Below are 25,302 nucleotides of genomic sequence, written 5' to 3'. Positions count from 1 at the left end.
TTATGCAAGGAAGCTTTTACGCCGGTCGCTTTTTCCGGTGAAAGGAACCGCTTAAGATGCGGCATGTCGTTAGCTGGCTAACTAATCTAGCGGAGAACTTCCATGCAAAACAAAGTCGATGTGGCGGTGATGATTGGCAGTGGGGTGCCACAGACCCTGCGTGCGCTGGGCCTGCGCGCCTGTTGGGTGGTGTTGCTCAACGGGGAACAGCGCGGCACGGCCTTCGCCAGTCGCGACGAAGCCCAGGAGTGCCGCGCCGCCTGGCAGGCCCTGATGGACCTCGAGCAATCAGACCGCCTGCACTGAGGGCCGGTCAGGCGCTCTGATGCAGGCGCTGGTTCAGCTCATCCACGGCAATCGCCCAGTCCGCATCTTCGCGTAGCTCTTCCTTGAGGAACTGCGCCTGTTGTGGGGTCCAGAAAGGCGCGTCGATCAGCTTCACATCCTCTGGCAGGGGTTGTTCACCGATAAATTTGTCAATGGCTGCAGGCGAGGCTTCCAGGCCCAATTGTTCGAACAGGTCGTGTAGGGTATGCGTTGGCGCGTCCATTTCATTCTCCAAAAGAGTGAGCTTCTACTCGTATGGGAGGTGTGCCAGTGCGCATAGTTCGATTTGGCTGCAGCCGCTCCTCAACGGGCAGGGGGGCAGAGGAGGGCTTCCAGTTCCTTGGCCAGGGCGCAGGCCTTGTTGTGATCACTGCGAAAGCCTTTGATCCGGCCGCTGGGCACTTCCAGGATATGGAAAAAATTCCTTCCCGCGGGGACGACGCGGTACAAGGCGAAATCTGCGCACACGCCATTGGCATACACGCTGTAGAATAGCGCGCTATCCTTGCGTGATAAGGCACCGGAAGTCTGTGTCGGTTGGCGTTGAACTCGTTGCATGACCAGCTCCTTTCGATCTATTGACCTGCTTGCAGCATTTCGGGTGGTTTTGAGCTGCGTTGCTGTTCTAATATTGTTGTCGGCAGCTCACGTTCGGTTCCATCCAACGTTTTTCCTTGGTTTTTGGCTGTCGGAAAACCACCCTTTCAAGTGGGGTATTCTCTGAAGTGGGGCGTCCAGTATTCTCTGGCCGATAAACCTGTGATTTCCTGCAAAGCCTGACGACCTTGTACAAGGACTGTCATGCCCGGCTGCACGAGTCTGGCGGGAATCAACTTCAGTATGTTTTTTCAATGTGTCGAGCCGTATCGGCCTTTTTTTGTGCTGCCTGCCTCGGGCGGGTAGCGCTTTTTTAGATGTGGGGGCGTTTCCTTGGCAGTCAGTAATCTGGATATGCACGCATTGTTCGTGCTGGGTGATTTGCGCGCGAAGTTGGTTAAACAATTTCAGTCGCGGTTTGTTTACATCACGGAACAAACCCCTGAAGGCATTTACATTGCCGAAATAGATACCGAAACAGCGCTGGTGGTAGATGACAAGCCTCGACTGGAACTCAAGGTCGGCGATCATTTTCGTGCGGCAGTCCTGCCCAGTCGTGAAGGTGGCAAGTTCGAACTGAAGTTTCGCGACATCAAGTTGACGGTCTATGGCCTGGGCGACTATGCATTTGTGTCCACCGCGCAGGGCGAGGGCATTGTGTTCAAGGAAGGTCACAGCGTAATGCTGGTGTTCGCCGCCAATGAACAATTGCAGGAAGGCCTGAGCAAGACCCTCAAGGCCGTGACCGGCAAAGCCGCCAAGTGGCGCAAAGGTGAGCTGGTGACGTTCAAGGCCAGCGAATAATGAGCGAAGGCCGGGCACAGTTTCACCAGCAACACCTGGCGGATGCCCAAGCCAAGGCTGCTGAACTGTTTGCCCGCAAAGATGATCTGCAAGGTGCCTGGTTGAACTGGGTGGCCAGCCAACTGTATGCCCTGCGGCCTGCCGAGTACGCCAGCATGGTGCGCCGGGAACTACAGCGTTTGCATCAGCAGCCCTGAATATCGGCAACCGTTTGAACCTCTACTACAGTTCAGTGGACTTAATTGTTCAGAGGCTTTCGCGGCGTGCCAGCAAAGCCATCCACCCTGGCTGTGCATACACGAGGTTCAAAGGCATGAAAGCAATTCGCGCGCTGTTGGCAGCGTCCGTTACCACCCTGGGCCTGTCGATGGCGGCCGCACCGGTAGCGGCTGCCCAGGCGCCCATTCACTTTGCCGACCTGAATTGGGAAAGTGGCAGCCTGATCACCGAAGTTCTGCGGTTTATCGTCGAGAAAGGCTACGATTTACCCACCGACACCTTGCCCGGAACCACCATCACCCTGGAAACCGCCCTGGCGAAAAATGATATCCAGGTGATTGGCGAGGAGTGGGCGGGCCGCAGCCCGGTGTGGATCAAGGCGCAAGCCGAGGGCAAGGTGGTTGGCCTGGGGGATACCGTCAAGGGTGCGACCGAAGGTTGGTGGGTGCCGGAATACGTGGTCAAAGGCGACCCGGACAAGGGCATTGCGCCGTTGGCACCTGAGCTGCGTAGCGTAAAGGACCTGGTGCGCTACAAGGACGTGTTCGCGGACCCGGAAGCCCCGGGCAAGGGGCGGTTCCTCAACAGCCCTATCGGCTGGACCTCGGAAGTGGTCAATAAGCAAAAACTCAAGGCTTACGGCCTGGACGACAGCTACGTCAACTTTCGCAGCGGTTCAGGCGCGGCGCTGGATGCCGAGATTGCCTCGTCGATCCGCCGTGGCAAGCCGATCCTGTTCTACTACTGGTCGCCAACCCCCTTGATGGGGCGTTACAAGTTGGTCCAGCTGGAGGAGCCGGCGTTCGACGCCGAGGCCTGGAAGACCCTGACCGATGCCGACAATCCCAACCCCAAGCCCACGCGTTCGTTGGCGTCCAAGCTGAGCATTGGCGTGTCCACGCCGTTCCAGCAGCAGTATCCGCAGATTGCGCAGTTCTTTGAAAAAGTCGACTTTCCGATTGGCCCGCTCAATCAGGCCCTGGCGACGATGAGCGAGAAACACACCCCGCCCCGTGAAGTGGCGCAGGCGTTTCTCAAGGATCACCCGCAGGTGTGGAAGGCCTGGTTGACGGAGGAAGTGGCCGCAAAGGTCGAGGCCAGCCTCAAATAACCTTTCATGTGAGGATCAAGCTGTGGGCGCGGGCTTGTGTGGGAGCGGGCTTGCCCGCGATAGCGGTGGTTCGGCAGCCCAATGTATTGACTGACACTCAGCCATCGCGGGCAAGCCCGCTCCCACAGTTTTAATTGCATTCCAGCCTTAGAACTGGGTCTGCACGGCCAATTCAAAGGTGCGCGGCGACCCCAGGTAATACGCCGGCGACACATGGGCAAACTGCGCATACACCTCATTGGTCAGGTTGCGCACCCGGCCCGTCACCGAGGTGTGTTGATCGACCTTATAGGTCAGGAACGTGCCAAACAGGGTATACGCGGGCACCGTCAGGGTATTGGCATTGTCGGCATACACCTGCGCCACGTACCGCGCGTCTACGCCACCTTGCCAGGCGGGGGCGATGTCATAGGTCAGCCACAGGTTGCCCACCCGTTTCGGTACGTTGGTCGGTGTATTGCCCTTGCGCGACACCACTGCGCCGCTGGCGGTTTTCTCGTTGAAGTCATCGTATTGCGCGTCGACCCAGGCGAAGTTGCCTTCCGCCAACAGCTTGGGGGTGATGCGCAATGAGCTGGCCAGCTCGATGCCCTTGGACGACTGCGCACCCACCGCAATGCTGCGGGTGGGGTCTTGTGGATCGGTCACGGCAAAGTCTTTGCGCTCGATGTGGTAGGCGGCCACGGTGGCTGAACCACGCCCGTCCAGATAATCGAACTTGCTGCCCACTTCCCATTGCTTGCCGGTGGAGACATCAAACACCTGGGTGGTGCTGGTGGGCTGTTCGGCGGCGGTGCTGTATTGCACGTAGACATTGGCCGACGGGATGAACTGGTAGGTCAGGCCCACCCGCCCGGTGACCGGCTCCCAACGTCGCTTGACGTTACCCAGGTTGTCGCGGTGGCTGGTCACGTCCAGATCGATGGCGTCATAACGCAGGCCGGTCAGCAGCGACAGCGTGTCGGTCAGGCCCAGGCGGTTTTCGACAAACAGCGCCTTGGTCGTCACTTCGGTGGTCTTGTCCTTGATAAAGCCGGGCCGGGTGCCGGGCAGGTCGTAGAAATGCCCCGGATCGTAGTGGTTGGGGTCCACCGCGTTCTTGGGGGATACGTTCAACGGGCTGTTGGTGGTGCTGTTGACCTTGTATTCGAAACCGCCGGACCAGGTAGTGGCCAGGCCGAACACACTGCTGTCATGGCGCAGCTCGAACTGGTTGCCGTTCTGTTCGCCCTGATGCCGTACCTGATAGGCCGTCGAGCGGTTCACCACGCTGTTGTCTGGGCTGTACTGGTAGGTCTCCAGGTTGCGGTAGTCGCGCTGGCTGTCCAGGTGGTAGAGGGTGTTGCGCAGGGTGGTGCTGTCGTTGATCCGATAGTCGATGATCGAGCGGGCCCAGATCGTGCGTTGTTCGTAGCGGCCATCGGCGACGTTGTAGTTGTTGAAACGGTTGTGCTTGTCGATCTTCAGCTCGCCGGCCTTGGGGTTGAGCACCGGGGTGCCCCAGTACGGGCTGTCTTCGTGTTCGTCCTGGTATTCCAGGGCCAGGGTGTGGGACAGGTTGGGCGTCAGGTCGCTGAGCAGGGAAAACGCCACGCTCCAGGACTCCCGTTGCTGGCGGTCGATATGGGTGTGGTTGGTGTTGCGGCTGACATCCAGGCGCGCATAGTGCTGGACCTCGGCGCCGGGCTCGGTCAGGGCGTGGTTGAGGCCCAGGGCGATGCCGGTGGTGTCGTAGCTGCCGTAGTTGATCTGGCCTTCGACGGCCTGTTCTTCGCGGTTGGCCAGCTTGGTCACGTAGTTCAGCGAACCGCCCACGGAGCCGGCACCGTTGATCAGCGAGGAGGGGCCGCCAACCAGTTCCACCCGGTCATAAATCCAGGCATCCACCGGTCGCGCCAGGCCACTGGCGACGTTGATGCCGTTGAACATCTGGGTGATCTGGCTGCTGGTAAAGCCCCGGTAGGAGATAAACCCGCCAAACCCCGGCGGCGCACTGGCGTTGACCCCAGGCAGGGTGTTGGCCGCATCCTGGAAGGTTTTGGCGCCACGGCGTTCGATATCGTGGCGGTCGGCGATGCTGATCGAAGCCGGGGTTTCCCGCACGCTCAGGCCCAGGCGCGAGGCCATGCCGCTGGATTGGTCCAGGGCCAGGCCAGGCTCGTTGGTGGCGGCGCCGTCAATGGTGGTGGGGGCCAGCTCAAGGGCCCAGGCGCTGAAAGGCAGGCAGCCGAACAGGCCCGCCAGTAGAGGTAAATGTTTCATCGGTAAATCCTGAAAAGCAGGGCTTGGAAGCAGCGCACAGCCGTCCGCGCTTCCCGGGGGAAGCTGCGCGGTGTGCGGATCAAAAAGCGCAGGTATCAGGCGTAGGCGGGCGGGGCGCGCGGATTAGCCGCAGGCCAGGTAAAACGGGTGGGAATGTCAGCGGTGAGCACCACCGCCGGAGGTGGCGCATGGGGCTGGGGAAGGACCGCGACGTTAAGGCTGGAGTTGAGCGCCGGGCCCATGCCGCCGGTGGAACACAGCGGGCAACCGAAGGCCTTGGACAGCGTGGGCAGCGACTCATCGCCCGTATTGACGGGGGCTGGCGCCTGGGTGCGCGGGTCTACCGTACAGAACTGGCCGCCAATGCCGTTGAGCTGCATGCCGACCATTTGCCCATGACCAATACTGCAGGCGAACACGTTGAACAGGACGCAGCCATAGAGCATCCAGGCAATCAACGAGCGGTCGGCACGGGCGAGTTTCATGGGCCGGCACTTTAACATCAGACGACTAAAACCCTGCAAAAAATCTGAAAAGGACTATCCTTTCTCGCACTTTTCCAGGGGTGTCCAGCCATGAGCTTTGTTATTGCGAGGTGGGTCGTCGGGGTCTTTGCGTTTATCAGCATGGTCCATGTGTACTGGGCCGCAGGCGGCAAGCTAGGCAGCACGGCGGCGATCCCGCAACTGCCCGGCGAGTTCGCCAGCGGGCCGCGACCGGCGTTCAAACCGTCAGCGCTGGGCACCTTCCTGGTGGCGGTGGGGTTGGTGCTGATTGCCTTGTTGGTAAGCCTGCGGGCGGGGCTGTTTTTCCAGCCAGTGGGGCATCAGGCCCTGCAGTGGGGCATCAGCGCGATTGCCTTGATCATGTTTGCGCGGGCGATTGGTGATTCGGAGCTGGTGGGGTTCTTCAAGAAAGTCGGCGGGTCGCGGTTTGCGCGGCTGGATACGTTTTTCTATTCGCCGCTGTGCCTGATGCTGGGGACTGGGCTGTTGGTCGTGGCCTGGGCCTGATTGACGGTATGCAGGGCCAAATGTGGGAGCGGGCTTGCTCGCGAAAGCGGTGGATCAGTTGGTAAATATTTGACTGGCCCACCACTTTCGCGAGCAAGCCCGCTCCCACATTGTTTAGCGCGTATATTCAGAGGGATCAGCTACCGCTGTCAGTCCTGCGACTGCTGACCTCGGCCGGTACATTTTCCCCCGCCATGCGCTTGCGGAACAGCGACGTGCGCGCCAGCAACAAGGTGGTCACCGGCACCGTGATCGACAGCAGGATCGGGATCAGCCAGCCATGCAGCACCGGCCCGGACTTGAGGGTCGAGAAGTAGATAATCGACGCCAGCGCCACGCACCAGGCGCCCAGGGTCGAGGCCAGTGCCGGCGGGTGCATGCGCTGGAAAAAGTCCTTCATGCGCAACAGCCCGATGGCGCCAATCAGCGCAAACAGGCTGCTGAGCACCAGCAGGATCGCCACGAGGATTTCCACCCACAGTGGCAGTTCACTGACATTGATCATTCGATCACCTCCCCACGCAGCAGGAATTTGGCCAAGGCAAACGAGCCGACAAAGCCGAACAGCGCAATCAACAGTGCCGCTTCGAAGTAGGTGTCACTGGCGTAGCGTATGCCCAGCACCAACATCATCAGCATGGCCAGGATATACAGGTAATCCAGGGCGAGGACCCGGTCCTGGGCCGAAGGACCCTTGAACAGGCGCACCAGGGTCAGGACCATGGCCAGGGAAAACAGGAACAGGCTGAGCAGGATCGCATTGGCGAGCAGGGCACTCATTCGAAGATCTCCATCAGGGGCCGCTCGTAGGCCTGCTTGAAGTGCTCGATAAACTGCGCGTCGTCATCCAGGTCGAACACGTGCAGCAACAGGATGCTGCGGTCCAGGGCCAGCTCCGACCACACGGTGCCGGGGGTCACGCTGGTGATCATCGACAGCACAGCCAGGCCGTTGGCGTCGCGCAGGTCCAGGGGGATTTTTACAAAGCGCGAGCGCGGCGGCCGCGAGCCGCAGGTCAAGACGCCCCAGGCCACGTGCAGGTTGGAGATGATGACATCGCGGCCGACCAGGAAGAACAGGCGAATGATCACCCCTGGGCGACGGATCCGTACCGGCAGCGGGCGCAGCGGCGCCATCATCAGCGGAGCGAGGATGCCGAGGATCGCCCCCAGCAACAGGTTGCCGGGGCTGATCGACAGGTTCAGCAACAGCCACAGCACCCACAGTGCCAATGACAGCCACGGGGCAGGGAACAGGCGTTTCATGGCTGCACCTCCACGGCGGCGGCCTGGGCTTGCGGGCCCGACACCGGGCGGGTGGCCATGACGGCCATCACGTAGTGCTCGGGATTGTTCAGGCTGTTGGCGGTGTCCTGGGTAAAGCGCATGAGCATTTCCGCCTTGAAGGTCAGGCCAATCGCCAGGCCGAGCAAGACGAAGATCGGTATGCACTCAAAGCGGCGCAGCAGCGGCGAAGGCCGTTCTTCCGGGGTCCAGAAGCGCTGGATGCCCAGCCGCGCAAAGGCGATCAGCGAGGCCAGGCCCGAGAAGATCAGCAGCGCGAACAGGCCCCAGGCTGCCGGGCGGATCGGCTCCGTCACGGCATGGCCCAGGCCCAGCGGGTTGACCAGCGCACTGAGCAGGCTGAGCTTGCCGATAAACCCTGACAGCGGCGGCATGCCGATGATCAGCAGGGCGCAGGCAATAAAGCTCAGGCCGAGGAAGGCCATGGTCCACGGGATGACCTGGCCGACTACGGCCTTTTGCTCATCGTCGAGGTTGGTACCCTTGGGTGGATGCAGAGATTCCACCGGCCGTGGCAACACTTCGATTTCATCGTCCAGGGGCAGCTCATTGGCCGAGCGCGAGCGCTCGATCAGTTCAGCCAGCAGGAACAGCGCGCTCAGGGCCAGGGTCGAGCTGACCAGGTAAAACAGCGCGCCGGCGGTCAGGTTGGGCTGGGCAAAACCCACCGCCGACAGGAGGATGCCGGCCGAGACCAGGATACTCAGGCTGGCCATGCGCTCCAGGCGTTGGGCGGCAAGCATCGCCAGGGCGGCGCAGAGGATGGTGGCCATGCCGCCGTACACCAGCCAGTCACCGCCAAACAGCGCCGAGGCGCCGGCCTGCCCGGAAAACAGCAGGGTCCACAGGCGCAACACGGTGTACACGCCGACCTTGGTCATGATCGCAAACATCGCCGCCACCGGCGCACTGGCCGAGGAGTAGGCCGGCGCCAGCCAGAAATTCAGCGGCCACATCCCGGCCTTGGCCAGGAACGCTGTGGCGAGGATCGCCGCGCCGGCATGCAGCAGGCCGCGATCGGCTTCTGGCACCAGCGGGATCTTCAGCGCCAGGTCAGCGAAATTCAGGGTGCCGGTGACCCCGTAGATCAGCGCCGCGCCAATCAGGAACAGCGACGAAGCCAGCAGGTTGATCGAGATGTAATGCAGTCCCGACGACACCCGCGCCCGGCCCGAACCGTGCAGCATCAGGCCGTAGGATGCGGCCAGCAGTACCTCGAAGAACACGAACAGGTTGAACAGGTCGGCGGTGAGGAAGGCCCCGTAGAGGCCCATCAACTGGATCTGGAACAACGCATGGAAGCTGGTGCCGGCACGGTCCCAGCGGGCCATGGCAAACAGCAGGGCGCTGACGCCGATGATCCCGGTGAGCACCAGCATCAGGGCCGACAGTTGGTCCACCACCAGCACGATGCCGAACGGCACCTGCCAGTTGCCCGGCAGGTACACGCCAATGGAGGCAGGGCCGCCTTTTTGCGTCCAGTACAGCATCAACATCGCGATGCCCAGGCCGGTCATGCTCGACAGCAGGTTGATCTTGGCCTTGAGCGGGCGGTGTTTCTCGCCCAGCATCATCATCAGCGCAGCGGTCAGCAACGGCAGCAGGATCGGCGCGATGATCAGTTGGTTCATCCAGCTCATTCCTTGGGCTCCCGGCCGTCCACATGGTCAGTGCCGGTCAGGCCCCGGGACGCCAGCAGCACCACTAGGAACAGCGCGGTCATGGCGAAGCTGATCACAATCGCCGTCAGCACCAGGGCCTGGGGCAGGGGATCGGTGTAATTGAGCAGATCCTGGGGCACGCCGTCCTTGATGATCGGCTCCTTGCCGATAAACAGGCTGCCCATGCTGAAGATGAACAGGTTGACCCCATAGGACAACAGGCACAGGCCCATCACCACCTGGAACGTCCGTGGCCGCAGCACCAGCCAGACGCCGGAGGCCGCCAGGACCCCAATGGCAATTGCGATGACTTCTTCCATCAGGCAGCAGCTCCTTGTGGTGGCGTGGCGGCGGCTTTCGCCTGGTTGCCGGGTTTATGGGCCCGTACCGATTGGTGGCCGAGGGCGGTGAGCATCAGCAGGGTCGAGCCGACCACCATGGCGTACACGCCGACGTCGAAGAACAGCGCGCTGGCGATATGGATGTCGCCCAACACCGGCAAGCTCATGTGCAGGGTGTGGGTGGTGAGGAACGGGTAGCCGAAAAACAGCGCCCCCAGCCCGGTCAGCGTCGCCGACAGCAAGCCAAAGCCCATCCAGCGCATCGGCCGCAGATTCATCTGCGCCTCGATCCATTGGGTACCGGCGACCATGTATTGCAGGATAAACGCCACCGACATCACCAGCCCGGCGACAAAGCCGCCGCCCGGCTGGTTGTGGCCGCGCATAAACAGATAGAACGACACCACCAGGGCAATCGGCAGCAGCAGGCGCACCAGCACCGCGGGCACCATCATAAAGCCCAGGGCGGTGTCGCTGGCCTGGCGTGGGTTGACCAGATCGGTGTCCACATCCGGCGCCAACAGTCGCTGTTGCGCGGGCAGTTGCTCGCTTTCCTTGGGCGGACGGAAGCGGCGTAGCAGTGCATAGACGGTCAGGGCTACGGCGCCCAGCACAGTGATCTCGCCCAGGGTATCGAAGCCCCGGAAGTCCACGAGCATCACATTTACCACATTGCTGCCGCCGCCTTCAGGCAGGGCGCGGCTGAGGTAGAACGAAGAAATATCGTTGGGGGTCTGGCGCGTCAGCATCGCGTAGGACAACAGCGCCATGCCGCCACCGACCACGGTCGACAGCAGCAAGTCGCGCAAGCGTCGGATGCGCGCCTTGCGCAACGAACTCGGGAGTGGCGAGACTTCTTCGATCCGCCGTGGCAGCCAGCGCAGGCCCAGCAGGATCAGGACCGTCGTCACCACCTCGACCACCAGTTGCGTCAATGCCAGGTCCGGTGCGGAGAACCAGACAAAAGTCACGCAGGTCATCAGGCCGCACACGCTGACCATGGTCAGGGCTGCCAGCCGGTGGTACTTGGCTTGCCACGCGGCGCCCAGGGCGCAGGTGATCGCCAACAGCCACAGGGTGACGAACACGATGGAACCCGGGATTTTCGGCCGGTCGCCCCAGCTCAGGCTGCTGCCCAGCATGGGGATCATCCCGGCAATCACCGCCACCAGCACCAGCAGGAACAACTGGGTCTGCAGGCGCTTGGTGCTGATGTGTTTTTCAATCTTGCGCACGCCACGCATCATCACCACCAGGCAGCGCTCGAACATGCGCTTGCCGTTGAAGTAGCTGATGATCGGCGGGTACTTGAAGCGTCCGCGCTTGAGTTGCTTGCGCAGCAGCAGGTACAGGACCACACCGCCGGTCATGGCCACCAGGCTCATGATCATCGGGGCGTTCCAGCCGTGCCAGATCGCCAGGCTGTACTCGGGCAACACGCCGCCGACCACCGGCAGGGCGGCGGCGGCGAGGATCGAGCCCACTACCTGGGCCGGGAAGATCCCCACCAGCAGGCAGGTAAACACCAGCAGCTCGACCGGCGCACGCATCCAGCGTGGCGGTTCGTGGGGCGTGTGCGGCAGGTCGGTGGCAGCCGGGCCGAAGAATACATCCACGGTGAAGCGCAGGGCATAGGCCACGCTGAAGGTGCCGGCGATGGTCGCAATCACCGGCAGGGCGATTTCTACCCACTGGGTCGAGGAGATAAACACAGTTTCGGCGAAGAACATCTCTTTGGACAGGAAACCGTTGAGCAACGGCACCCCGGCCATGGAGGCGCTGGCCACCATGGCCAGGGTCGCGGTAAACGGGATCAGGCGCACCAGGCCGCTGAGCTTGCGGATATCACGGGTGCCGCTTTCGTGGTCGATGATGCCGGCGGCCATGAACAGCGAGGCCTTGAACGTGGCGTGGTTAAGGATATGGAACACGGCCGCGACGGCGGCCAACGGGCTGTTGAGGCCCAGTAGCAGGGTAATCAGGCCCAGGTGGCTGATGGTCGAGTAGGCCAACAGGCCCTTGAGGTCGTTCTGGAACATCGCGCAATACGCGCCGAGCAACAGGGTCAGGGCGCCGGCACCGCCGACCATCCAGAACCACTCTTCGCTACCCGACAGCGAGGGCCACAGGCGGGCCAGCAGGAACACGCCGGCTTTCACCATCGTGGCCGAATGCAGGTAGGCCGACACGGGGGTCGGTGCAGCCATGGCGTGGGGGAGCCAGAAGTGGAAGGGGAATTGCGCGCTTTTGCTCAGGGCGCCGATCAGGATCAGCGTCAACAGGACGGGGTAGAGGGAGTGGGCACGGATCTGGTCACCGGCGGCGAGCACCTGGTCCAGATCGTAACTGCCGACGACATGGCCGAGCAGCATGACCCCCGCCAGCAGGCACAAACCACCCGCACCGGTGACCATCAGCGCCATATAGGCACCCCGGCGCGCATCGGAACGGTGGTGCCAATAGCCGATCAGCAGGAACGAGAACAGGCTGGTCAGCTCCCAGAAAAACACAATCTGGATCAGGTTGCCGGAGATCACCAACCCGAGCATCGCGCCCATGAACGCCAGAAAAAACGCGAAGAAACGCGGCACCGGGTCATCCGGCGACATGTAATAACGGGCGTACAAAGACACCAGGCTACCGATGCCCAACACCAGCATCGAGAACAACCAGGCAAAGCCATCCATGCGCAACACGAAGTCCAGACCCAGGCCGGGCACCCAGGAGAATTCTTCGCGGATCACGCCACCGTCGGCGATCTGGGGGTAGAGCAGGGCGACTTGTACAGTACCGACCAGGGCCACAAGGCCGGCCAGCAGGGATTCAGTATTACGTGCGTTGTGCGGCAGCAAGGCCGCCAGACAGCTGCCGATAAAAGGCAGAAGCAGTAGAACTATCAGGGACATAGGCTTCTAATCTGCGGTGGTTTGGGATGCATCATACGTGCCGGAAACCGGATTACCAAACGGCAACCTGTGGCAGGATCCTACAAGATGGACCGAAAATGCCTATCTGTCGCGGTGTAGGTGCGGGCTCCTACAGGGAGACGGGCTTGCGCTCTCGCGTCTTGATCTCACTGACAATCACCGCCGCCACAATCAACACCGCCCCCACCATGGCCATCGGCGGGAAGCGCTCACCGGCAATCCGCCCGATCACCCCGGCCCACACCGGCTCGCCGGCATAAATCAGGGTGGCACGGGTCGGCGAGACGCTTTTCTGCGCCCAGTTCATCGCCAATTGGATCACCGCACTGGTCAAGCCCAGGCCGATGGCGCTGAACAGCAACACCCAGGAAAAGCCCGGCAATGCCTCGCCGGTGGGCACTACCAGCAGGAACGACAGCAGCGAGGCGGTGGCCAGTTGCACCACGGTCACCCGGCGTACATCCACCTGGCCCGCATACGCGCTGATCAGGATGATTTCGGCGGCAATCGCAATCGCGCCGATCAACGTGGCGATTTCCCCGGGGCTGAAATTCAGTGATGCGCCGGCCGGGCCGGTCAGCAGCATCAGGCCGGCGAAGGCCAGCATAATGCCGATGCTTGGCATCAACCCCGGGCGCCGCCCCAGCACCAGCCACTGCAGCAGCGGCACAAACGGCACGTAGAGCGCGGTGATAAACGCCGACTGGCTGCTGAGGATGGTCTGCAGACCAATGGTTTGCAGGCCGTAGCCAAACATGATCGCCGTGCCGATAAAGGCGCCCGCCTTGAGCTCGAACAGGGTCAGGCTGCGCAGGTTGCGCCAGGAAAACAGGCCGACCACCAGCGCCGCTGCGGCAAAACGCAAGCCGACGAAGAACATCGGCCCGCTGACGGTCATGGCGTGTTGCACCAGGATAAACGTACCGCCCCAGATCATGGTGATCAGCACCAGCACGCATTCGGCTTTGCTGAAGCGGGAAAACAGCGGGGAGGCGGTCGAGGTGGTCATGGCGGCTCTGGTCTTGCACAGGAAGGGCGCGGAACGCACAATGCGCCGCAGCTGGGCAGTATACTGCGCAACCCCACCGAGTGAGCAATATAGTGCACAAAGAAAATCCGCAACGGGCCTCGGTCCTGCAGCACGTCAGCCAGAACGTTCGACGCCTGCGCCATGCGGCCGAACTGAGCCAGACAGCCCTGGCGGAAAAGTCCGGGGTCAGCCGGCGCATGCTGGTGGCCATCGAGGCCGGTGAAAAGAACGTCAGCCTGTCCACCCTTGACCGCGTGGCCGAAGCCCTGGACGTGGCCTTCAGCGACCTGATCCAGGCCCCTGACGCCCGTGACCACAGCCGCATCAACGAACTGGCCTGGGCCGGTGAAATAGATGGCAGCAAGGCCGTGTTACTGGCCAAGGCCACCGCCCGGCGGGAGGTGGAACTGTGGGAGTGGCGCCTGGAACCGGGCGACCGCTATTGTCCGGATCCCGACCTGGAAGGCTGGAGCGAACAGTTGTTCGTGTTCGAGGGTAGCCTGACCCTAGTGGTGGGTGACGTCGAAACCACCATCGCCGCTGGCGAGTTCTTTATGTTCCCCAGCCATCAGCCCCATGCCTATCGCAATGACGGGCCAGTGGCGGTGCGCTTTATCCGCAACGTGGTGATCTAGATCCACACATCATTGCGCTGGGTCCGTTCGCCGCCCTGATCGCCAGTGTTCAGCACGCCGCAGGGTTCTACCAGCAGCAGCTTCACCTCTCCCTCGGCATACGGTTTGTGCTCGATGCCTTTGGGCACCACGAACATCTCGCCAGCCCCGAGCTGTACCGCGCCATCGCGAAAATCAATGCGCAGCGCGCCCTCGAGGACGATAAAGGTCTCGTCGGTGTCCGCGTGGCTGTGCCAGACAAAATCCCCTTCGATCTTCACCACCTTGAATTGGTAGTCGTTCATCTGCGCGACGACCTTGGGTGTCCATTGCTCGCTGAACAGGCTGTATTTGTGCGCAAAGTTGATGGCGGTATAGGAGGGCATGTCCGTTATCTCTGTTGATCCGGGAAAGGCCAGACCTTAAATGCAGCGCGGCAGCAAGTATTGAATGATCGTGCGATTGTGAGTTTAAAAGAAACGTTATATTGTATCTCTTGATAACGATTCTCAGGCGTTGCCGCGCTTGAGATCGCCCCGCTTATTTTCGGCTCAAGGGATTGCAGATGAACCAGTTGCACGGGATAGCTCCGCGGTTTCCCACATTTTTGGCGGTGGGCTTGGTGTCGTCGCTCACCGGTCTACCTGCCGCTGCAGCGCAAGATCGCGAAGAATCGGTCACCGAGCTTGAAGCCATACGAGTCAGCGCGCCGCTGAACAAGGCCCTGGAAGTAAATGCCGGTGGCTTCGGCGCCAAGGACGCCATGGAAATCCCCCTGGCCATCCAGAGTTATTCCAACAAGACCATCGCCGACAGCTCCGCGCGCACCGCCGTGGATGTGCTGAGCCTCGACCCCTCGGTGCTCAGTTCGTCGGGCGGCAGCGGCTTTGACAACTTCCGCCTGCGCGGCTTTGCCATGGACAACTTCAACACCATCCGCCGCGATGGCCTGACCCTGGCCCCGCACCACGACGTACCCCTGGAAAACGTCGAGCGCATCGACGTGCTCAAGGGCCCATCGGGTTTCCTCTACGGTTTCAACTCGCCGGGCGGCACCATCAACTACATCCTCAAGCGCCCGACCCTGGAGCCGCTGCTCAATGTCAGCGTGCAAGGCTCGTCGTTGCTCGGCCGCTACGTGGCGATTGATACCAGCGATTCATTCAACGACGGCGCCTTTGGCTATCGCCTGAATGCCGGCTACGAGAAAAACGGCGACTTCGATCACGCCCGCGACATGGAACGCAAGTTTATCGGCCTGGCCACCGACTTCCGTCTGAGCGACCGCGCCCTGTTGCAGTTGAACGCCGACTGGTCGCGCAAGTCCACGGTCGCCGACCCATTGCTGCGTGCCGACCAGAGCGGCCGCGCCAACCCTCTGGACCCGTCCAGCTACGTGCTGCCACCCAAGGTCAATCGCCGCGATCTATTGACCGGCTCCTGGTTCCGTCACCAGACCGAAGGCGCCAACCTCGACGCCAAGTTCGAGTACGAGCTGGATGACAACTGGACCTCCGTGACCCAGGGCAACTACTCGCGGGTCGAGCGCCACGGCGGCTATAACGACCTGTTCGGGATCAAGCCTAACGGCGATATCGGCTCGGCCGACTTTTACGTGTCCCGTGGTGAAGTGTTCAGCACCTGGTCGCTGCAGTCGTACCTGGCCGGCAAGTTCGCCACCGGCAACATTTATCACGACGTGTTCTTCGGCACCGGCTACAAGCAGTTCAAGGACGTCAGCCCGTTCTGGGATTTGGTCGACAGTGGCACTCCAGGCATCGGCATTGGCGATGTCTCGGTGGGTAATATCCGTCACCCGGTCAACCCGCCCAAGTGGCACTTCGGCTCGGAACAGCCCACGGACTTTGTGTCCTCCATCAAGGAGACCTCGGTTTTCGCCAGCGACCTGATTTCCCTTACCGAACAGTTCCAGGTGATGTTGGGCGGGCGTTACATCTGGTACCGCGCGGATAAACTCTCAGCCACCGCGCCTTCGCAGAGCCACGACGTGTTTGTGCCCAGCGCTGCGCTGATCTACCGGCCCTGGGACAGCGTGATGACTTACGTCAGCTACTCCAAAGGCTTTGAAAAAGGCGACTACGCCCCCCAACATGCGACCAACGCCAACCAGCCCACCGACGCCATCGAGTCCCAGCAATACGAGGTGGGCCTGAAGTTGGACCTTAACGATCGCCTGAACCTGGGCCTGGCGGTGTTCGATATCCGGCGCAAGGCCAGTTACCTGAACACCAGCAATACCTATGTGAGCAATGGCGAATACCACCACCGTGGTGCCGAGCTGACCCTATCCGATCGCGTCACCGACGCCCTGACCCTCACCGCCAACGCCGCCTACCTGACCACGCGCATGGAAGATGTGGATGACGTCACCGTGGACGGCAAGCGCACTGAGAACGTGCCCAAGTGGAAAGGCGCGGTCGGCGCCCTGTACACCGTGGCCGCTGTGCCTGGCCTGTCGTTGGACAGCACCCTCAGCTATGTCGGCAGCCGCCCGGTGGATGCGCAGAACAGCGGCTACATCCCCAGCTACACCTTGCTCGACGCCGGTATCAGCTACCGCTCGAAACTGGCGGATACCCCGGTGACCTATCGCTTGCACGGCAAGAACCTGACCAACAAGTACTACTACGCCAGCGCCTATTACCTGGGCGGGCTGGATGTGGGGCGCGAGCGCGAAGTGTTCCTGTCGGCCAAGTTCGAGTTCTAGAACCATGACGTATTCCAGTTCATTGCCCGGCCTGCGCCACCTGTGGGTCGAGCGCCTGCTTGAGCGGCACGCGGGCACGTTGACCGAGTTGGTCGATGGCCTCGGCTCGCCGCTGCATCTGGTGTGCCCACAGGTCTTTCACGCCAATGTCGAAGCCTTCCAGCACAGCTTTACCCAGGCCCAGGTGCGCGGCAGCGTGTTGTTTGCGAAAAAGGCCAACAAGGCCAACTGTTTTATCCAGGCCTGCGCGCAGTGTGCGATTGGCGTGGATGTGGCCAGCGTCGGTGAGTTGCAAAAGGCCTTGGCGGGTGGGGTGGCTGGCACTGATATCGGCGTGTCCGGGCCACGTAAGAGCGACCAACTGCTCGGGCTGGGCCTGAGTCATCAATGCCTGCTGGCGGTGGACTCGCTGGAGGAACTGCTGCGTATCCAGCAATTGGCGCTATCCCTGCGCCAACGTGCGCGTCTGTTGTTGCGCTATTGCCCCAGCAGCCAGGCCCATAGTCGTTTCGGCCTCAACCCACGGGAGTGCGACCAGGCCCTGGTGTTCTGCCGCCAGCACGCGGCGAACCTGGACTTGCAAGGTTTCTCGTTTCATCTGGGCGGCTACGACACCGCCCAGCGTGCACAAGTCGCCAGCCACTTGGTCGACCTGTGCCGGGCCAGCGAGCTGGACAACTGCCGCACGGTCAACCTGGGGGGTGGCTTTGCCGTGCGCTATGTCGACCCGGCGCAGTGGCAGGCCTTTCTGGCCGAGGACTGCGCCGAGCGCTATCACAACGACAAGGGCTTCGCCGGCTTCTATCCCTATGGCGCGCTGCGCGCGGGGGCCGAGGCCCTTGACGATATCCTCGCCACGCCCGTCAGCCCCGGCCTGAGCCTGGCGCAAAAGGTCATCGAGCACGGCGTGCGGCTGATTATCGAACCCGGCCGCGCCTTGCTCGACCAGGCCGGTATCAGCGTGTTCCGCGTGCAGGGCGTCAAGGACCGCACGGCCAGTGATGGTTATGCCCAGGTCACTGTGCAGGGCAGCAGCTTCAACCTCTCCGAACAGTGGTTCAACAGCGAATTTCTACCCGACCCGCTGCTGTTGCCGGCCTCGCCACGGCCGCGGTCGCCGTTTGTCGCGTGTATTGGCGGGGCCACCTGCCTGGAGTCGGACATGCTGACCTGGCGCAAAGTCGCCTTCGACTACCCGATCCAGGCGGGTGACTTGCTTATCTACCTCAATACCGCCGGCTATCAGATGGACTCCAACGAGTCGCCTTTTCACGAAGCGCCCTTGCCACACAAAGTGGTGCTGGAGCTGCGTAACCCACACCTGCGCTGGAAGCTGGACAGCCTGGCTTAATCGTAAAGCCACTCAACAAGGAGCCTCGAGTGAACAGTTTGAATAAACCCGCTGCCCCCGCCGACCTATGGGTGCTGCCCCAGGCGGCGCTCGAAGACCTGGGGGTGAGTTACCGTGAAGTGCTGCAGGTAGTCGAGCAGGCGTACAAGGCCTTGCGCAATGGCGACTCGCAGAACCCGCTCAAGACCATTGTCGAACCGATGGACCGCCATTCCATCAGCTACTCGATGGTCGGCCGGGATGGCGCCAGCCACACCGTGGGCTTCAAGGTGGTGTACGAGCATGACCCGCAACGCACCCGCGATGCCTATCAATTCCACTCGTTTATCTTTCTGTGTGATGACCGCACCGGCCGCCCGATTGCCTTGATGGACGTGGTCAAGCTCGGCCCGTTGCGCACCTCGGCCACCTCGGCGTTGATGGCCAGGGCCGCCTGCCCGAATGCCCGCAGTGCCCTGGTCGTCGGTACCGGCGTGCAGGGGCAGGTGGCGTTGCCCATGTTGCTCGCGGCCATGCCGGACCTGGAGCGTTTGTATGTCTACGGGCACTACGCCGAAGGCCTGCGCGCGGTGCAAGACACCCTGCACAAACATTACCCGCTGCGCGATGTGGTGGTGGTCGATGACCTGCCGGCGGCGGCTGGCGAGGCCGATATCATCCTTGGCGTCGCCGGGCTTTCGGCGCGCCAGCAAGTGCAGCGGGCCTGGCTCAAGCCCGGCGCCGTGGCGGTGCTGGTGGGCTATGGGATTGACGCCGACGTATTGCATGGCGCCGACTACCGCATTGCTACCGACACCGCGCAGATGCAAGTCACCAGCGCCGACCTGGCGGCCGCCGACGGCAGCCTGCCCGCGGTGGACGCCGAGCTGCCGGACATCCTTCTGGGCCTGGCACCCGCACGCCGCCATCCCGACGATGTGGTGTTCGCCTACAACAGCGGCATGGTGGTGACCGATGTCGCCCTCGGGCGCTTGATGGCCGACCGAGCCCTGACGCAGAACCGTGGGCAGAGGGTCCAACTATGGTCGGCCTGACTGCCGCACAACCCGGCGCCTGGCGCGCCGACAGCCGGGCTCTGCTGTTGCTGGCGCTACCCCTGATCCTGACCAACCTGGCCTATGTGGCCCTGACCACCATCGACATCGTGGTGCTCGGCATGCTGGGTGCCAAGGAGCTGGCAGCCGGTGGCCTGGCCATCGCGCTGTTCAACCAGTTGCGCACCACCGGCACCGGGCTGGTCACCGGCGTCAGCAACCTGGTGGCCCAGGCCAATGCCCGGGGCGATGAAGCCCAGGTGCGGGCGTTGCTGGTGGCGGGGCTGTTCTGGGCGACCGTCAGCGGCCTGGTGTTTATGGGCGTGTTGCTGGGGTTGCGCCAGCCGCTGACCTGGCTGGGCCAGGATGCCAGCGTGGTGGCCAATGCCATGGACTTCCTGCTGATCATTGCTCCTGGCCTGCTGCCTTGCCTGTGGTTCCAGGCGCTGCGCCACTTTACCGTGGGCCTGAAATTCCCCGGGCCGTTGCTGGCGATCACCCTGGTGTCGATCTTCCTCACGGCGGCGCTCAACTACGTGCTGGTGTTCGGCAAGTTCGGCGTCCCGGCCTACGGGCTGGCGGGGGTGGCAATCACCAGCGCCGTGGTGTTCCTGCTGTCGTTCCTGATGTTCTTCGCGGTGGTACTGACCCATCGGCGCCTGGCCGGTTATTTCAAGCTGGCGCACTTGCGCTTTTCGCCGGCGGCGATCAAGGCCGTGTGGAAGCTCGGGCTGCCGATTGCCGGGACCTATGCCAGCGAGGCCGGGTTCTTCAGCGTACTGACCCTGCTGATCGGCACCCTGGGCATGGAGGCGCTGGCGGCGCAGACCGTGCTTAACCAGATCATCTACATCGTGTTCATGTTCTCTGCGGGCATCTCCCATGCCGCCTCGATCCATATCAGCGAGGCCTGCGGCACCGGGCAGTATCAGCGCGCGCGGCAACTGGGGCGCCTGGGCCTGGGCCTTGGGGTGCTGGTCATGCTGCTGTTTGCCATTCCTTACGCGTTGCTACCCGAACAGGTCATCGGCCTGTTTATCAGCACCGAGCACGCCAACAACCTGGATGCGGTGCGCCTGGCCACCACCGGTTTGTTGATTGCCATCGTCCTGCAGGTGTTCGACGCCAGCCAGAACATCGGCAACGGCATCCTGCGCGGCATCGGCGATACGGCGGGACCGCTGCGCATTTCCCTGTTCGGCTACTGGCTGGTGGGGCTGCCCGCTGCCTGGCTGCTGGGCATCGTCAGTCCTTACGGGATCTTCGGCGTGTGGGCCGGATTGGCGATAGGCCTGGCGGCTACCGCGTTGCTGCTGATTGTCTCGTTTGAACGGCAACTCAAGGCGCTGGACCGCGCGGGCGCCGTCGCACTGTCATAACAAGGAGGTGTTCCATGCATCAAGACGACCCTGCACACCGCGTCGAGGCGTTGGTGCGCCCCAGCGTGCGACGTTTGCCCCTGTACGACCCGGGCGCCGATCCACATCAGCTCGGTACGCCGACGGTGATCAAACTGTCCAACTGCGAAAACCCGCTGGGCATGTCGCCGGCTGCTGCGGCGATGCTGGAGCATCATGGCGGGGCAGGGCTGGAACGCTACCCCGACCCCAGTGGCCGGGCCCTGCGGCAGCTGATCGGCGGCCAGTTGGATGTGGACCCGGCGCGGGTCATCCTCGGCAACGGCTCGGAAAATATCCTCGAACTGTTGTGCCTGGCGCTGCTCGATCCCGAGGACCGGGTGGTGACCCAGCAGCCCTGTTTCAGCCTGCATGAAAGCCTGCCATTGATGATGGGCGCGACGGTGGACAAGGTGCCGCTCAACCCGGATTTCAGCGTTAACCTGCAGGCCTGGGCCACGGCCCTCGAGCAACCGGCGAAGCTGTTGATGCTGAGCACCCCCTGCAATCCGGTGGGCACGGCGCTGTCCAGCGCTGAACTGACGGCGCTGGTCGCCGCCGCTCACCCCGACACCTTGTTGGTGATCGACGAGGCGTATTTCGAATTCGTCGAGGACGCGGCTGACGCCCTGGCGATCCTCGACGCGCAGTCGCGGCCGTGGATCATTCTGCGCACGTTCTCCAAGGCGTATGGGCTGGCGGGGCTGCGGATCGGCTATGGCATCGCTTCGCACCGCAGCCTGATTGATGCGCTGCACCGGGTGCGCACGCCGTACAACGTCAATCAACCGGCCCAGGAGGCCGCCAAGGCCGCCTGGCTGGACCCGCAACACGTGATTCGCAGCCGCGAATTCGTCGCCATCGAACGCCAACGCCTGACCCAGGGGTTGCAGGCTGCGGGTTTTCGCGTGGCGCCGTCCCAGGCCAATTTCCTGTTTATCGACACCGCTTGCAACGCCTTGGAGGTGGTCGACGAATTGCTCAAGGACGGGATCATCGTCAAGGCCTGGCGCGAGCCGGGATACACCAGTTTTATCCGCGTGTCCCTGGGCCTGGCCCAGCAAAACCAGGCGTTTCTCGCCAGCCTGCAACGCGCCGTCGCGACCCTGGCCGGGTAAGCGCCGCGCCGGTTTTTCATACTGCCCAGAGGTTGTCATGATCAAGACTTGCCTGTCCGAACTGATCGGCGATACACCGCTGCTCAAATTGTGCGTCACTGAAAACGGCAGCTGCGTGCTGCTCAAGCTGGAACAATTCAACCCCACCGGCACCGCCAAGATCCGCATGGCCCGGCAGATGCTCGACGAGGCGCAGGCCTCGGGGCAGCTCAAGCCGGGTGGGCGGATTGTCGAGTCGACCTCGGGCAACACCGGATTGGGCCTGGCGCTGCTGGCCGCCGAGCGCGGCTACCGCTTCACTGCCGTGGTCGACGAACACGCCAGCCCCGACAAACTGCGGGCGATGCAGGCTTTTGGTGCGCAGTTGGTGCGGGTCGGCGACCCCGGTGGCGGGCTGTCCACCGCCGACCGCGATGCTACCGCCGAGCGTATTGCCACGGAGCAGGGCGCCTACTGGACCCGCCAGCACCACAACCCGGCCAATGCCAATGGCTACACGCAACTGGCAGCGGAATTGCGCGCAGTGCTGGGCGATGAAATCCACTACCTGGTGGGCGCCGTGGGCACCGGCGGCTCGTTGTGCGGCACTGCGCGTGCCTTGAAACGCCATGCCCATGGCCTGCAGGTGATCGGCGTCGAACCCTGCGGCTCGGTGATCTTTGGCGGCCCCGTTGCGCCGTATCATCAGTCCGGCACCGGCACCCCGGAGGGCGCAGAAATCGGCGCCGTGGTCGACTACGCGTTGATCGACAAAGGCCTGACTGTCAGCGACGCCCAGGCCTTCGAAACCGCGCGCTACCTGGCGCGGCATTACGGTCTGCTGCTCGGCGGCTCGGCCGGCGGGGTGATCTACCAGGCCCTGCGCGAGGCCTGGCATGCCCCGGCCCACAGCGTGATCGTGGCACTGGTGTGCGATGGCGGCGAAAAATACCTCGACACGGTGTTCAACGACCAATGGATGGCGGATCGGCAACTGCTGGCGCCCCAGGTTCATCGTGAGCTCGAGCAATGGTTGAGCGCGCTGCCCCAGGTCAAACAGCAAGCCTAGCGGCTTGCCTGGGGCGCCGGCCTTCGCTACTGTGGCGCCCCGCCTGCGTGAGCCCCGCCATGAGTGACACCACTGTCGAACTGATCCAGACCGGCCCTGAACAGGCCGAACTGATCTGCAACCTCTACCAGTTTTATGCCTATGAATCCTCCGATTGGGAGCAGGAAGACGTCGAGCAGGACGGCCGTTTCTATATCCACGAGGAACACCTGGCGCGCTACTGGCAAGAGCCGCAATGGAGCGCCAATCTGCTGCTGGTGGACGGTTACATCGCCGGTTTCCTGCTGATCGAGCGCAGCGAGCTGCCGGGGATCAATGCCCTGGAACTGGCTGACCTGTTTATCTTGAAACGCTATCGGCGCAAGGGCATAGGCCGCGCCCTGGCCACCCAGGTGTTGACCAGCGGCGAGACGGACTGGCTGGTGCGGTTCTATGACCAGGACGAGGCGTCCCAGGCGTTCTGGCGCAGCGTATTGGACAACCTGCCGCGCCCGGTGCAGGCCATCGAGCTGGATGATGAGCCGCAGTTGCTGAGCTTTTTGGTGACCCGGGCGGTTGTTCACTGACGTAATCCGTGCGGGCTCGTGTGGGAGCGGGTATGTGTTTGTTTGAATTACCGCCGATTTACGTGGGTTGAACGGTTGGGCGGCTATGCTGGTCAACTGACCTTCAATGTCGACGCAAAGAGGTGACCGCAATGGCCAAGACTTACAGCTACGCCGCCCGTGACGCCAAGGACGCCCTCAAACCCTTTACCTTCGAGCGCCGCGCCCCCGGGGCCGATGATGTTCAAATCGACATCCTCTACTGCGGAGTGTGCCACTCCGACCTGCACACGGCGCGCAATGAGTGGAACAACACCCTCTACCCATCGGTGCCGGGCCATGAAATCGTCGGCCGGGTGACGGCGGTGGGGGCCAATGTCAGCCGCTTCAAGGTCGGTGACCTGGCCGGCGTCGGCTGCATGGTCGACAGCTGCCAGCACTGCGCATCCTGCGCCGAGGGCGAGGAGCAATACTGCGAGAACGGCTTTACCGGCACTTACAACGGCCCGGTGTTTGGCGGTGAAAACACCTTTGGCGGCTATTCCGACAATATCGTGGTCAAGGAGAAGTTCGTCCTGCGCATTTCCCACGATGAGGCGCAATTGGCGGCCGTGGCGCCGCTGCTGTGTGCCGGGATCACCACCTACTCGCCGCTGCACCATTGGAAGGTCGGCCCTGGACAGAAGGTCGGCGTGGTCGGCCTCGGCGGCCTGGGCCATACGGCGGTGAAAATCGCCCATGCCATGGGCGCCCATGTGGTGTTGTTCACCACCTCGCCGAACAAACGCGAAGACGGCCTGCGCCTGGGGGCTGACGAAGTGGTGGTGTCGAAGAATCCGGACGAAATGGCCAAGGTCGCCAATAGCCTGGATTTCATCCTCAACACCGTGGCCGCGCCCCATGACCTGGACGCGTTCCTCAACCTGCTCAAGCGCGACGGCACCATGACCCTGGTGGGCGCGCCAGACAGCCCGCACCCGTCGCCTTCGGTGTTCAACCTGATCTTCAAACGCCGCAGCCTGGCGGGGTCATTGATTGGTGGCATCCAGGAGACCCAGGACATGCTGGACTTCTGCGCCCGGCACGGGATCGTCTCGGAGATCGAGATGATTGATATCCAGGGCATCAACGAATCCTACGAGCGCATGCTCAAGGGCGATGTGAAGTACCGTTTTGTGATCGACATGGACAGCCTCAAGCGCGAGATTCAGGCGGCCTGACCTTAATCTGGCGGTGGGCGCTGGGTTGTTTGTGATGGTCATGAGTCTTTACGCAGCGCTCTTTTTGGGTTGTTGGGGTTGTGTACATATCCGTTGTTGCGGTTATGGCGGCTATTGGTTCCGCCCTTACGGCGGCTCACTTTGGAAGAGCGCCAAAGTAAGCAAAGCGCTCTTGCCCCACCACTCGGCACCTCGCCTAGGCTCGGTGTGCCCGTCATCCGACATTGATTTGGGGGGCCGCCGCGATGGGCCATCCATGGCCCAGCGCGGCTAACCCGGCGTCCTGCCGGGTTACCCCCCAAATCAAAATCGGATGACGGCCAGCGTGGTTTAACGGGGCGCCTCAGATCAAAAGCAAAGCGAGGCGGCCTGACAGCCGACCTGATCGTCGAGGCGTGCGCATATACTTGTGGGAGCTGGCTTGCCTGCGATGGCGGTGTATCAGCCAATACATTGATCGACTGATACACCGCCATCGCAGGCAAGCCAGCTCCCACAGGGGAATGCAGCTTCGCACCCCAGCTTTGCTGTTGCTGTTGCTGTTGCTCTGCTTTTGATCTGGCTTTTGATCTTGATCTCAGGCGCCCCGTTAAACCACGATGGCCGCAGGCAGGTATTGCGCAGTGGGCACCCCGGCATGGATGCCGGGGT

26 protein-coding genes and 1 pseudogene are annotated in these 25,302 nt (G+C 62.4%); 14 read left to right on the top strand and 13 right to left on the bottom strand.

Annotated features, from left to right (window positions below):
- Positions 1-102: 102 nt before the first annotated feature.
- The gene (locus HBR94_RS16845) at positions 103-306 is read left to right on the top strand and encodes a hypothetical protein (protein WP_057439061.1); all 204 of its coding nucleotides are present in this window, start codon (positions 103-105) and stop codon (positions 304-306) included.
- A gap of 7 nt (positions 307-313) precedes the next feature.
- On the opposite strand, the gene HBR94_RS16840 is transcribed toward HBR94_RS16845, so the two are convergent.
- Entirely contained in the window at positions 314-550 is a 237-nt protein-coding gene (locus tag HBR94_RS16840) for a DUF2789 domain-containing protein (protein ID WP_170045229.1), read from the bottom strand.
- 80 nt (positions 551-630) lie between these two features.
- The gene (locus HBR94_RS16835; RefSeq protein ID WP_057959202.1) at positions 631-885 is read right to left on the bottom strand and encodes a hypothetical protein; all 255 of its coding nucleotides are present in this window, start codon (positions 883-885) and stop codon (positions 631-633) included.
- 393 nt (positions 886-1,278) lie between these two features.
- On the opposite strand from HBR94_RS16835, the gene HBR94_RS16830 reads away from it, so the two are divergent.
- The 3 genes from HBR94_RS16830 to HBR94_RS16820 all read left to right on the top strand — a co-directional run bounded on the left by HBR94_RS16830 (position 1,279) and on the right by HBR94_RS16820 (position 3,058).
- Complete coding sequence (locus tag HBR94_RS16830) at positions 1,279-1,728, top strand: hypothetical protein (protein WP_057439059.1); 450 nt, start codon at positions 1,279-1,281, stop codon at positions 1,726-1,728.
- Positions 1,728-1,925 carry a hypothetical protein gene (locus tag HBR94_RS16825; RefSeq protein ID WP_057439058.1) on the top strand — a complete coding sequence of 66 codons (198 nt, stop codon included), beginning with the start codon at positions 1,728-1,730 and terminating at the stop codon, positions 1,923-1,925. Before HBR94_RS16830 ends, HBR94_RS16825 begins: the two co-directional genes overlap by 1 nt.
- A gap of 116 nt (positions 1,926-2,041) precedes the next feature.
- On the top strand, positions 2,042-3,058 hold the full coding sequence (locus tag HBR94_RS16820; protein WP_057439057.1) for an ABC transporter substrate-binding protein: 1,017 nt from the start codon (positions 2,042-2,044) through the stop codon (positions 3,056-3,058).
- Positions 3,059-3,205: 147 nt separating this feature from the next.
- Here HBR94_RS16820 and HBR94_RS16815 read toward each other — a convergent pair whose 3' ends face one another.
- Together HBR94_RS16815 and HBR94_RS16810 are read right to left on the bottom strand one after the other, a co-directional pair.
- Complete coding sequence (locus HBR94_RS16815; protein ID WP_169960955.1) at positions 3,206-5,320, bottom strand: TonB-dependent receptor; 2,115 nt, start codon at positions 5,318-5,320, stop codon at positions 3,206-3,208.
- Positions 5,321-5,415: 95 nt separating this feature from the next.
- Positions 5,416-5,805, bottom strand: coding sequence for a DUF2946 family protein (locus HBR94_RS16810; protein WP_057439055.1), 390 nt, complete (start codon positions 5,803-5,805; stop codon positions 5,416-5,418).
- 90 nt (positions 5,806-5,895) lie between these two features.
- Between HBR94_RS16810 and HBR94_RS16805 the strand changes: the two genes are divergently transcribed.
- Entirely contained in the window at positions 5,896-6,333 is a 438-nt protein-coding gene (locus tag HBR94_RS16805; protein ID WP_057439054.1) for a DUF3995 domain-containing protein, read from the top strand.
- 136 nt (positions 6,334-6,469) lie between these two features.
- Here the strand turns inward: HBR94_RS16805 and HBR94_RS16800 are convergent, their stop codons facing one another.
- The 7 genes from HBR94_RS16800 to HBR94_RS16770 all read right to left on the bottom strand — a co-directional run bounded on the left by HBR94_RS16800 (position 6,470) and on the right by HBR94_RS16770 (position 13,575).
- Entirely contained in the window at positions 6,470-6,838 is a 369-nt protein-coding gene (locus HBR94_RS16800) for a Na+/H+ antiporter subunit G (RefSeq protein WP_057439053.1), read from the bottom strand.
- Positions 6,835-7,113, bottom strand: coding sequence for a K+/H+ antiporter subunit F (locus HBR94_RS16795; protein ID WP_038440496.1), 279 nt, complete (start codon positions 7,111-7,113; stop codon positions 6,835-6,837). Before HBR94_RS16795 ends, HBR94_RS16800 begins: the two co-directional genes overlap by 4 nt.
- The gene (locus tag HBR94_RS16790; RefSeq protein WP_057439052.1) at positions 7,110-7,598 is read right to left on the bottom strand and encodes a Na+/H+ antiporter subunit E; all 489 of its coding nucleotides are present in this window, start codon (positions 7,596-7,598) and stop codon (positions 7,110-7,112) included. The genes HBR94_RS16795 and HBR94_RS16790 overlap by 4 nt, the downstream gene beginning before the upstream one ends.
- Positions 7,595-9,277 carry a monovalent cation/H+ antiporter subunit D gene (locus tag HBR94_RS16785; RefSeq protein WP_170045228.1) on the bottom strand — a complete coding sequence of 561 codons (1,683 nt, stop codon included), beginning with the start codon at positions 9,275-9,277 and terminating at the stop codon, positions 7,595-7,597. The genes HBR94_RS16790 and HBR94_RS16785 overlap by 4 nt, the downstream gene beginning before the upstream one ends.
- On the bottom strand, positions 9,274-9,618 hold the full coding sequence (locus HBR94_RS16780) for a Na+/H+ antiporter subunit C (protein ID WP_005789164.1): 345 nt from the start codon (positions 9,616-9,618) through the stop codon (positions 9,274-9,276). The genes HBR94_RS16785 and HBR94_RS16780 overlap by 4 nt, the downstream gene beginning before the upstream one ends.
- Positions 9,618-12,545: a monovalent cation/H+ antiporter subunit A gene (locus HBR94_RS16775; protein ID WP_170045227.1), complete on the bottom strand. Its 2,928-nt coding sequence runs from the start codon at positions 12,543-12,545 to the stop codon at positions 9,618-9,620. Before HBR94_RS16775 ends, HBR94_RS16780 begins: the two co-directional genes overlap by 1 nt.
- 130 nt (positions 12,546-12,675) lie before the next feature.
- On the bottom strand, positions 12,676-13,575 hold the full coding sequence (locus tag HBR94_RS16770) for a DMT family transporter (RefSeq protein ID WP_170045226.1): 900 nt from the start codon (positions 13,573-13,575) through the stop codon (positions 12,676-12,678).
- Between the two features lie 92 nt (positions 13,576-13,667).
- Here HBR94_RS16770 and HBR94_RS16765 point away from each other — a divergent pair, with 92 nt between their 5' ends.
- Entirely contained in the window at positions 13,668-14,231 is a 564-nt protein-coding gene (locus tag HBR94_RS16765; RefSeq protein WP_076965184.1) for an XRE family transcriptional regulator, read from the top strand.
- On the opposite strand, the gene HBR94_RS16760 is transcribed toward HBR94_RS16765, so the two are convergent.
- Complete coding sequence (locus HBR94_RS16760; protein ID WP_057439047.1) at positions 14,228-14,596, bottom strand: cupin domain-containing protein; 369 nt, start codon at positions 14,594-14,596, stop codon at positions 14,228-14,230. The two genes, HBR94_RS16765 and HBR94_RS16760, sit on opposite strands and share 4 nt — an antisense overlap.
- Positions 14,597-14,832: 236 nt before the next feature.
- Between HBR94_RS16760 and HBR94_RS16755 the strand changes: the two genes are divergently transcribed.
- The 8 genes from HBR94_RS16755 (at position 14,833) to HBR94_RS16720 (ending at position 24,651) form a co-directional block, all read left to right on the top strand.
- The gene (locus tag HBR94_RS16755; protein ID WP_170045225.1) at positions 14,833-16,938 is read left to right on the top strand and encodes a TonB-dependent siderophore receptor; all 2,106 of its coding nucleotides are present in this window, start codon (positions 14,833-14,835) and stop codon (positions 16,936-16,938) included.
- 4 nt (positions 16,939-16,942) lie between these two features.
- The gene (locus tag HBR94_RS16750; RefSeq protein WP_170045224.1) at positions 16,943-18,289 is read left to right on the top strand and encodes an alanine racemase; all 1,347 of its coding nucleotides are present in this window, start codon (positions 16,943-16,945) and stop codon (positions 18,287-18,289) included.
- A 29-nt stretch (positions 18,290-18,318) separates the two neighbouring features.
- Positions 18,319-19,323, top strand: coding sequence for a hypothetical protein (locus HBR94_RS16745; RefSeq protein WP_198792323.1), 1,005 nt, complete (start codon positions 18,319-18,321; stop codon positions 19,321-19,323).
- The gene (locus HBR94_RS16740; RefSeq protein ID WP_115127967.1) at positions 19,311-20,702 is read left to right on the top strand and encodes an MATE family efflux transporter; all 1,392 of its coding nucleotides are present in this window, start codon (positions 19,311-19,313) and stop codon (positions 20,700-20,702) included. The genes HBR94_RS16745 and HBR94_RS16740 overlap by 13 nt, the downstream gene beginning before the upstream one ends.
- A 14-nt stretch (positions 20,703-20,716) precedes the next feature.
- Positions 20,717-21,838, top strand: a complete 1,122-nt coding sequence (gene hisC, locus HBR94_RS16735) for a histidinol-phosphate transaminase (RefSeq protein ID WP_170045223.1) — start codon at positions 20,717-20,719, stop codon at positions 21,836-21,838.
- A 37-nt stretch (positions 21,839-21,875) separates the two neighbouring features.
- Positions 21,876-22,886: a cysteine synthase family protein gene (locus HBR94_RS16730; RefSeq protein WP_170045222.1), complete on the top strand. Its 1,011-nt coding sequence runs from the start codon at positions 21,876-21,878 to the stop codon at positions 22,884-22,886.
- A gap of 59 nt (positions 22,887-22,945) precedes the next feature.
- Complete coding sequence (locus HBR94_RS16725; protein ID WP_057439041.1) at positions 22,946-23,452, top strand: GNAT family N-acetyltransferase; 507 nt, start codon at positions 22,946-22,948, stop codon at positions 23,450-23,452.
- 131 nt (positions 23,453-23,583) lie between these two features.
- On the top strand, positions 23,584-24,651 hold the full coding sequence (locus HBR94_RS16720; protein ID WP_170045221.1) for an NAD(P)-dependent alcohol dehydrogenase: 1,068 nt from the start codon (positions 23,584-23,586) through the stop codon (positions 24,649-24,651).
- A 441-nt stretch (positions 24,652-25,092) separates the two neighbouring features.
- Here the strand turns inward: HBR94_RS16720 and HBR94_RS28475 are convergent.
- A pseudogene (locus tag HBR94_RS28475) lies at positions 25,093-25,302 on the bottom strand (hypothetical protein); the annotation flags it as partial.

The organism is Pseudomonas sp. WS 5412 (genome assembly GCF_012985615.1).
GTDB lineage: Bacteria > Pseudomonadota > Gammaproteobacteria > Pseudomonadales > Pseudomonadaceae > Aquipseudomonas > Aquipseudomonas shahriarae.
Note: the sequence above shows the minus strand (reverse complement) of the source record. Positions and strands in the feature narration are given on the sequence as shown.

What these genes read in the sequence shown, in the direction of transcription:
- HBR94_RS16845 (WP_057439061.1), top strand. Translation starts at nt 103, where the DNA reads ATGCAAAACAAAGTCGATGTGGCGGTGATGATTGGCAGTGGGGTGCCA.
- HBR94_RS16840 (WP_170045229.1), bottom strand. Translation starts at nt 550, where the DNA reads ATGGACGCGCCAACGCATACCCTACACGACCTGTTCGAACAATTGGGC.
- HBR94_RS16835 (WP_057959202.1), bottom strand. Translation starts at nt 885, where the DNA reads ATGCAACGAGTTCAACGCCAACCGACACAGACTTCCGGTGCCTTATCA.
- HBR94_RS16830 (WP_057439059.1), top strand. Translation starts at nt 1,279, where the DNA reads ATGCACGCATTGTTCGTGCTGGGTGATTTGCGCGCGAAGTTGGTTAAA.
- HBR94_RS16825 (WP_057439058.1), top strand. Translation starts at nt 1,728, where the DNA reads ATGAGCGAAGGCCGGGCACAGTTTCACCAGCAACACCTGGCGGATGCC.
- HBR94_RS16820 (WP_057439057.1), top strand. Translation starts at nt 2,042, where the DNA reads ATGAAAGCAATTCGCGCGCTGTTGGCAGCGTCCGTTACCACCCTGGGC.
- HBR94_RS16815 (WP_169960955.1), bottom strand. Translation starts at nt 5,320, where the DNA reads ATGAAACATTTACCTCTACTGGCGGGCCTGTTCGGCTGCCTGCCTTTC.
- HBR94_RS16810 (WP_057439055.1), bottom strand. Translation starts at nt 5,805, where the DNA reads ATGAAACTCGCCCGTGCCGACCGCTCGTTGATTGCCTGGATGCTCTAT.
- HBR94_RS16805 (WP_057439054.1), top strand. Translation starts at nt 5,896, where the DNA reads ATGAGCTTTGTTATTGCGAGGTGGGTCGTCGGGGTCTTTGCGTTTATC.
- HBR94_RS16800 (WP_057439053.1), bottom strand. Translation starts at nt 6,838, where the DNA reads ATGATCAATGTCAGTGAACTGCCACTGTGGGTGGAAATCCTCGTGGCG.
- HBR94_RS16795 (WP_038440496.1), bottom strand. Translation starts at nt 7,113, where the DNA reads ATGAGTGCCCTGCTCGCCAATGCGATCCTGCTCAGCCTGTTCCTGTTT.
- HBR94_RS16790 (WP_057439052.1), bottom strand. Translation starts at nt 7,598, where the DNA reads ATGAAACGCCTGTTCCCTGCCCCGTGGCTGTCATTGGCACTGTGGGTG.
- HBR94_RS16785 (WP_170045228.1), bottom strand. Translation starts at nt 9,277, where the DNA reads ATGAGCTGGATGAACCAACTGATCATCGCGCCGATCCTGCTGCCGTTG.
- HBR94_RS16780 (WP_005789164.1), bottom strand. Translation starts at nt 9,618, where the DNA reads ATGGAAGAAGTCATCGCAATTGCCATTGGGGTCCTGGCGGCCTCCGGC.
- HBR94_RS16775 (WP_170045227.1), bottom strand. Translation starts at nt 12,545, where the DNA reads ATGTCCCTGATAGTTCTACTGCTTCTGCCTTTTATCGGCAGCTGTCTG.
- HBR94_RS16770 (WP_170045226.1), bottom strand. Translation starts at nt 13,575, where the DNA reads ATGACCACCTCGACCGCCTCCCCGCTGTTTTCCCGCTTCAGCAAAGCC.
- HBR94_RS16760 (WP_057439047.1), bottom strand. Translation starts at nt 14,596, where the DNA reads ATGCCCTCCTATACCGCCATCAACTTTGCGCACAAATACAGCCTGTTC.
- HBR94_RS16750 (WP_170045224.1), top strand. Translation starts at nt 16,943, where the DNA reads ATGACGTATTCCAGTTCATTGCCCGGCCTGCGCCACCTGTGGGTCGAG.
- HBR94_RS16740 (WP_115127967.1), top strand. Translation starts at nt 19,311, where the DNA reads ATGGTCGGCCTGACTGCCGCACAACCCGGCGCCTGGCGCGCCGACAGC.
- hisC (WP_170045223.1), top strand. Translation starts at nt 20,717, where the DNA reads ATGCATCAAGACGACCCTGCACACCGCGTCGAGGCGTTGGTGCGCCCC.
- HBR94_RS16730 (WP_170045222.1), top strand. Translation starts at nt 21,876, where the DNA reads ATGATCAAGACTTGCCTGTCCGAACTGATCGGCGATACACCGCTGCTC.
- HBR94_RS16725 (WP_057439041.1), top strand. Translation starts at nt 22,946, where the DNA reads ATGAGTGACACCACTGTCGAACTGATCCAGACCGGCCCTGAACAGGCC.
- HBR94_RS16720 (WP_170045221.1), top strand. Translation starts at nt 23,584, where the DNA reads ATGGCCAAGACTTACAGCTACGCCGCCCGTGACGCCAAGGACGCCCTC.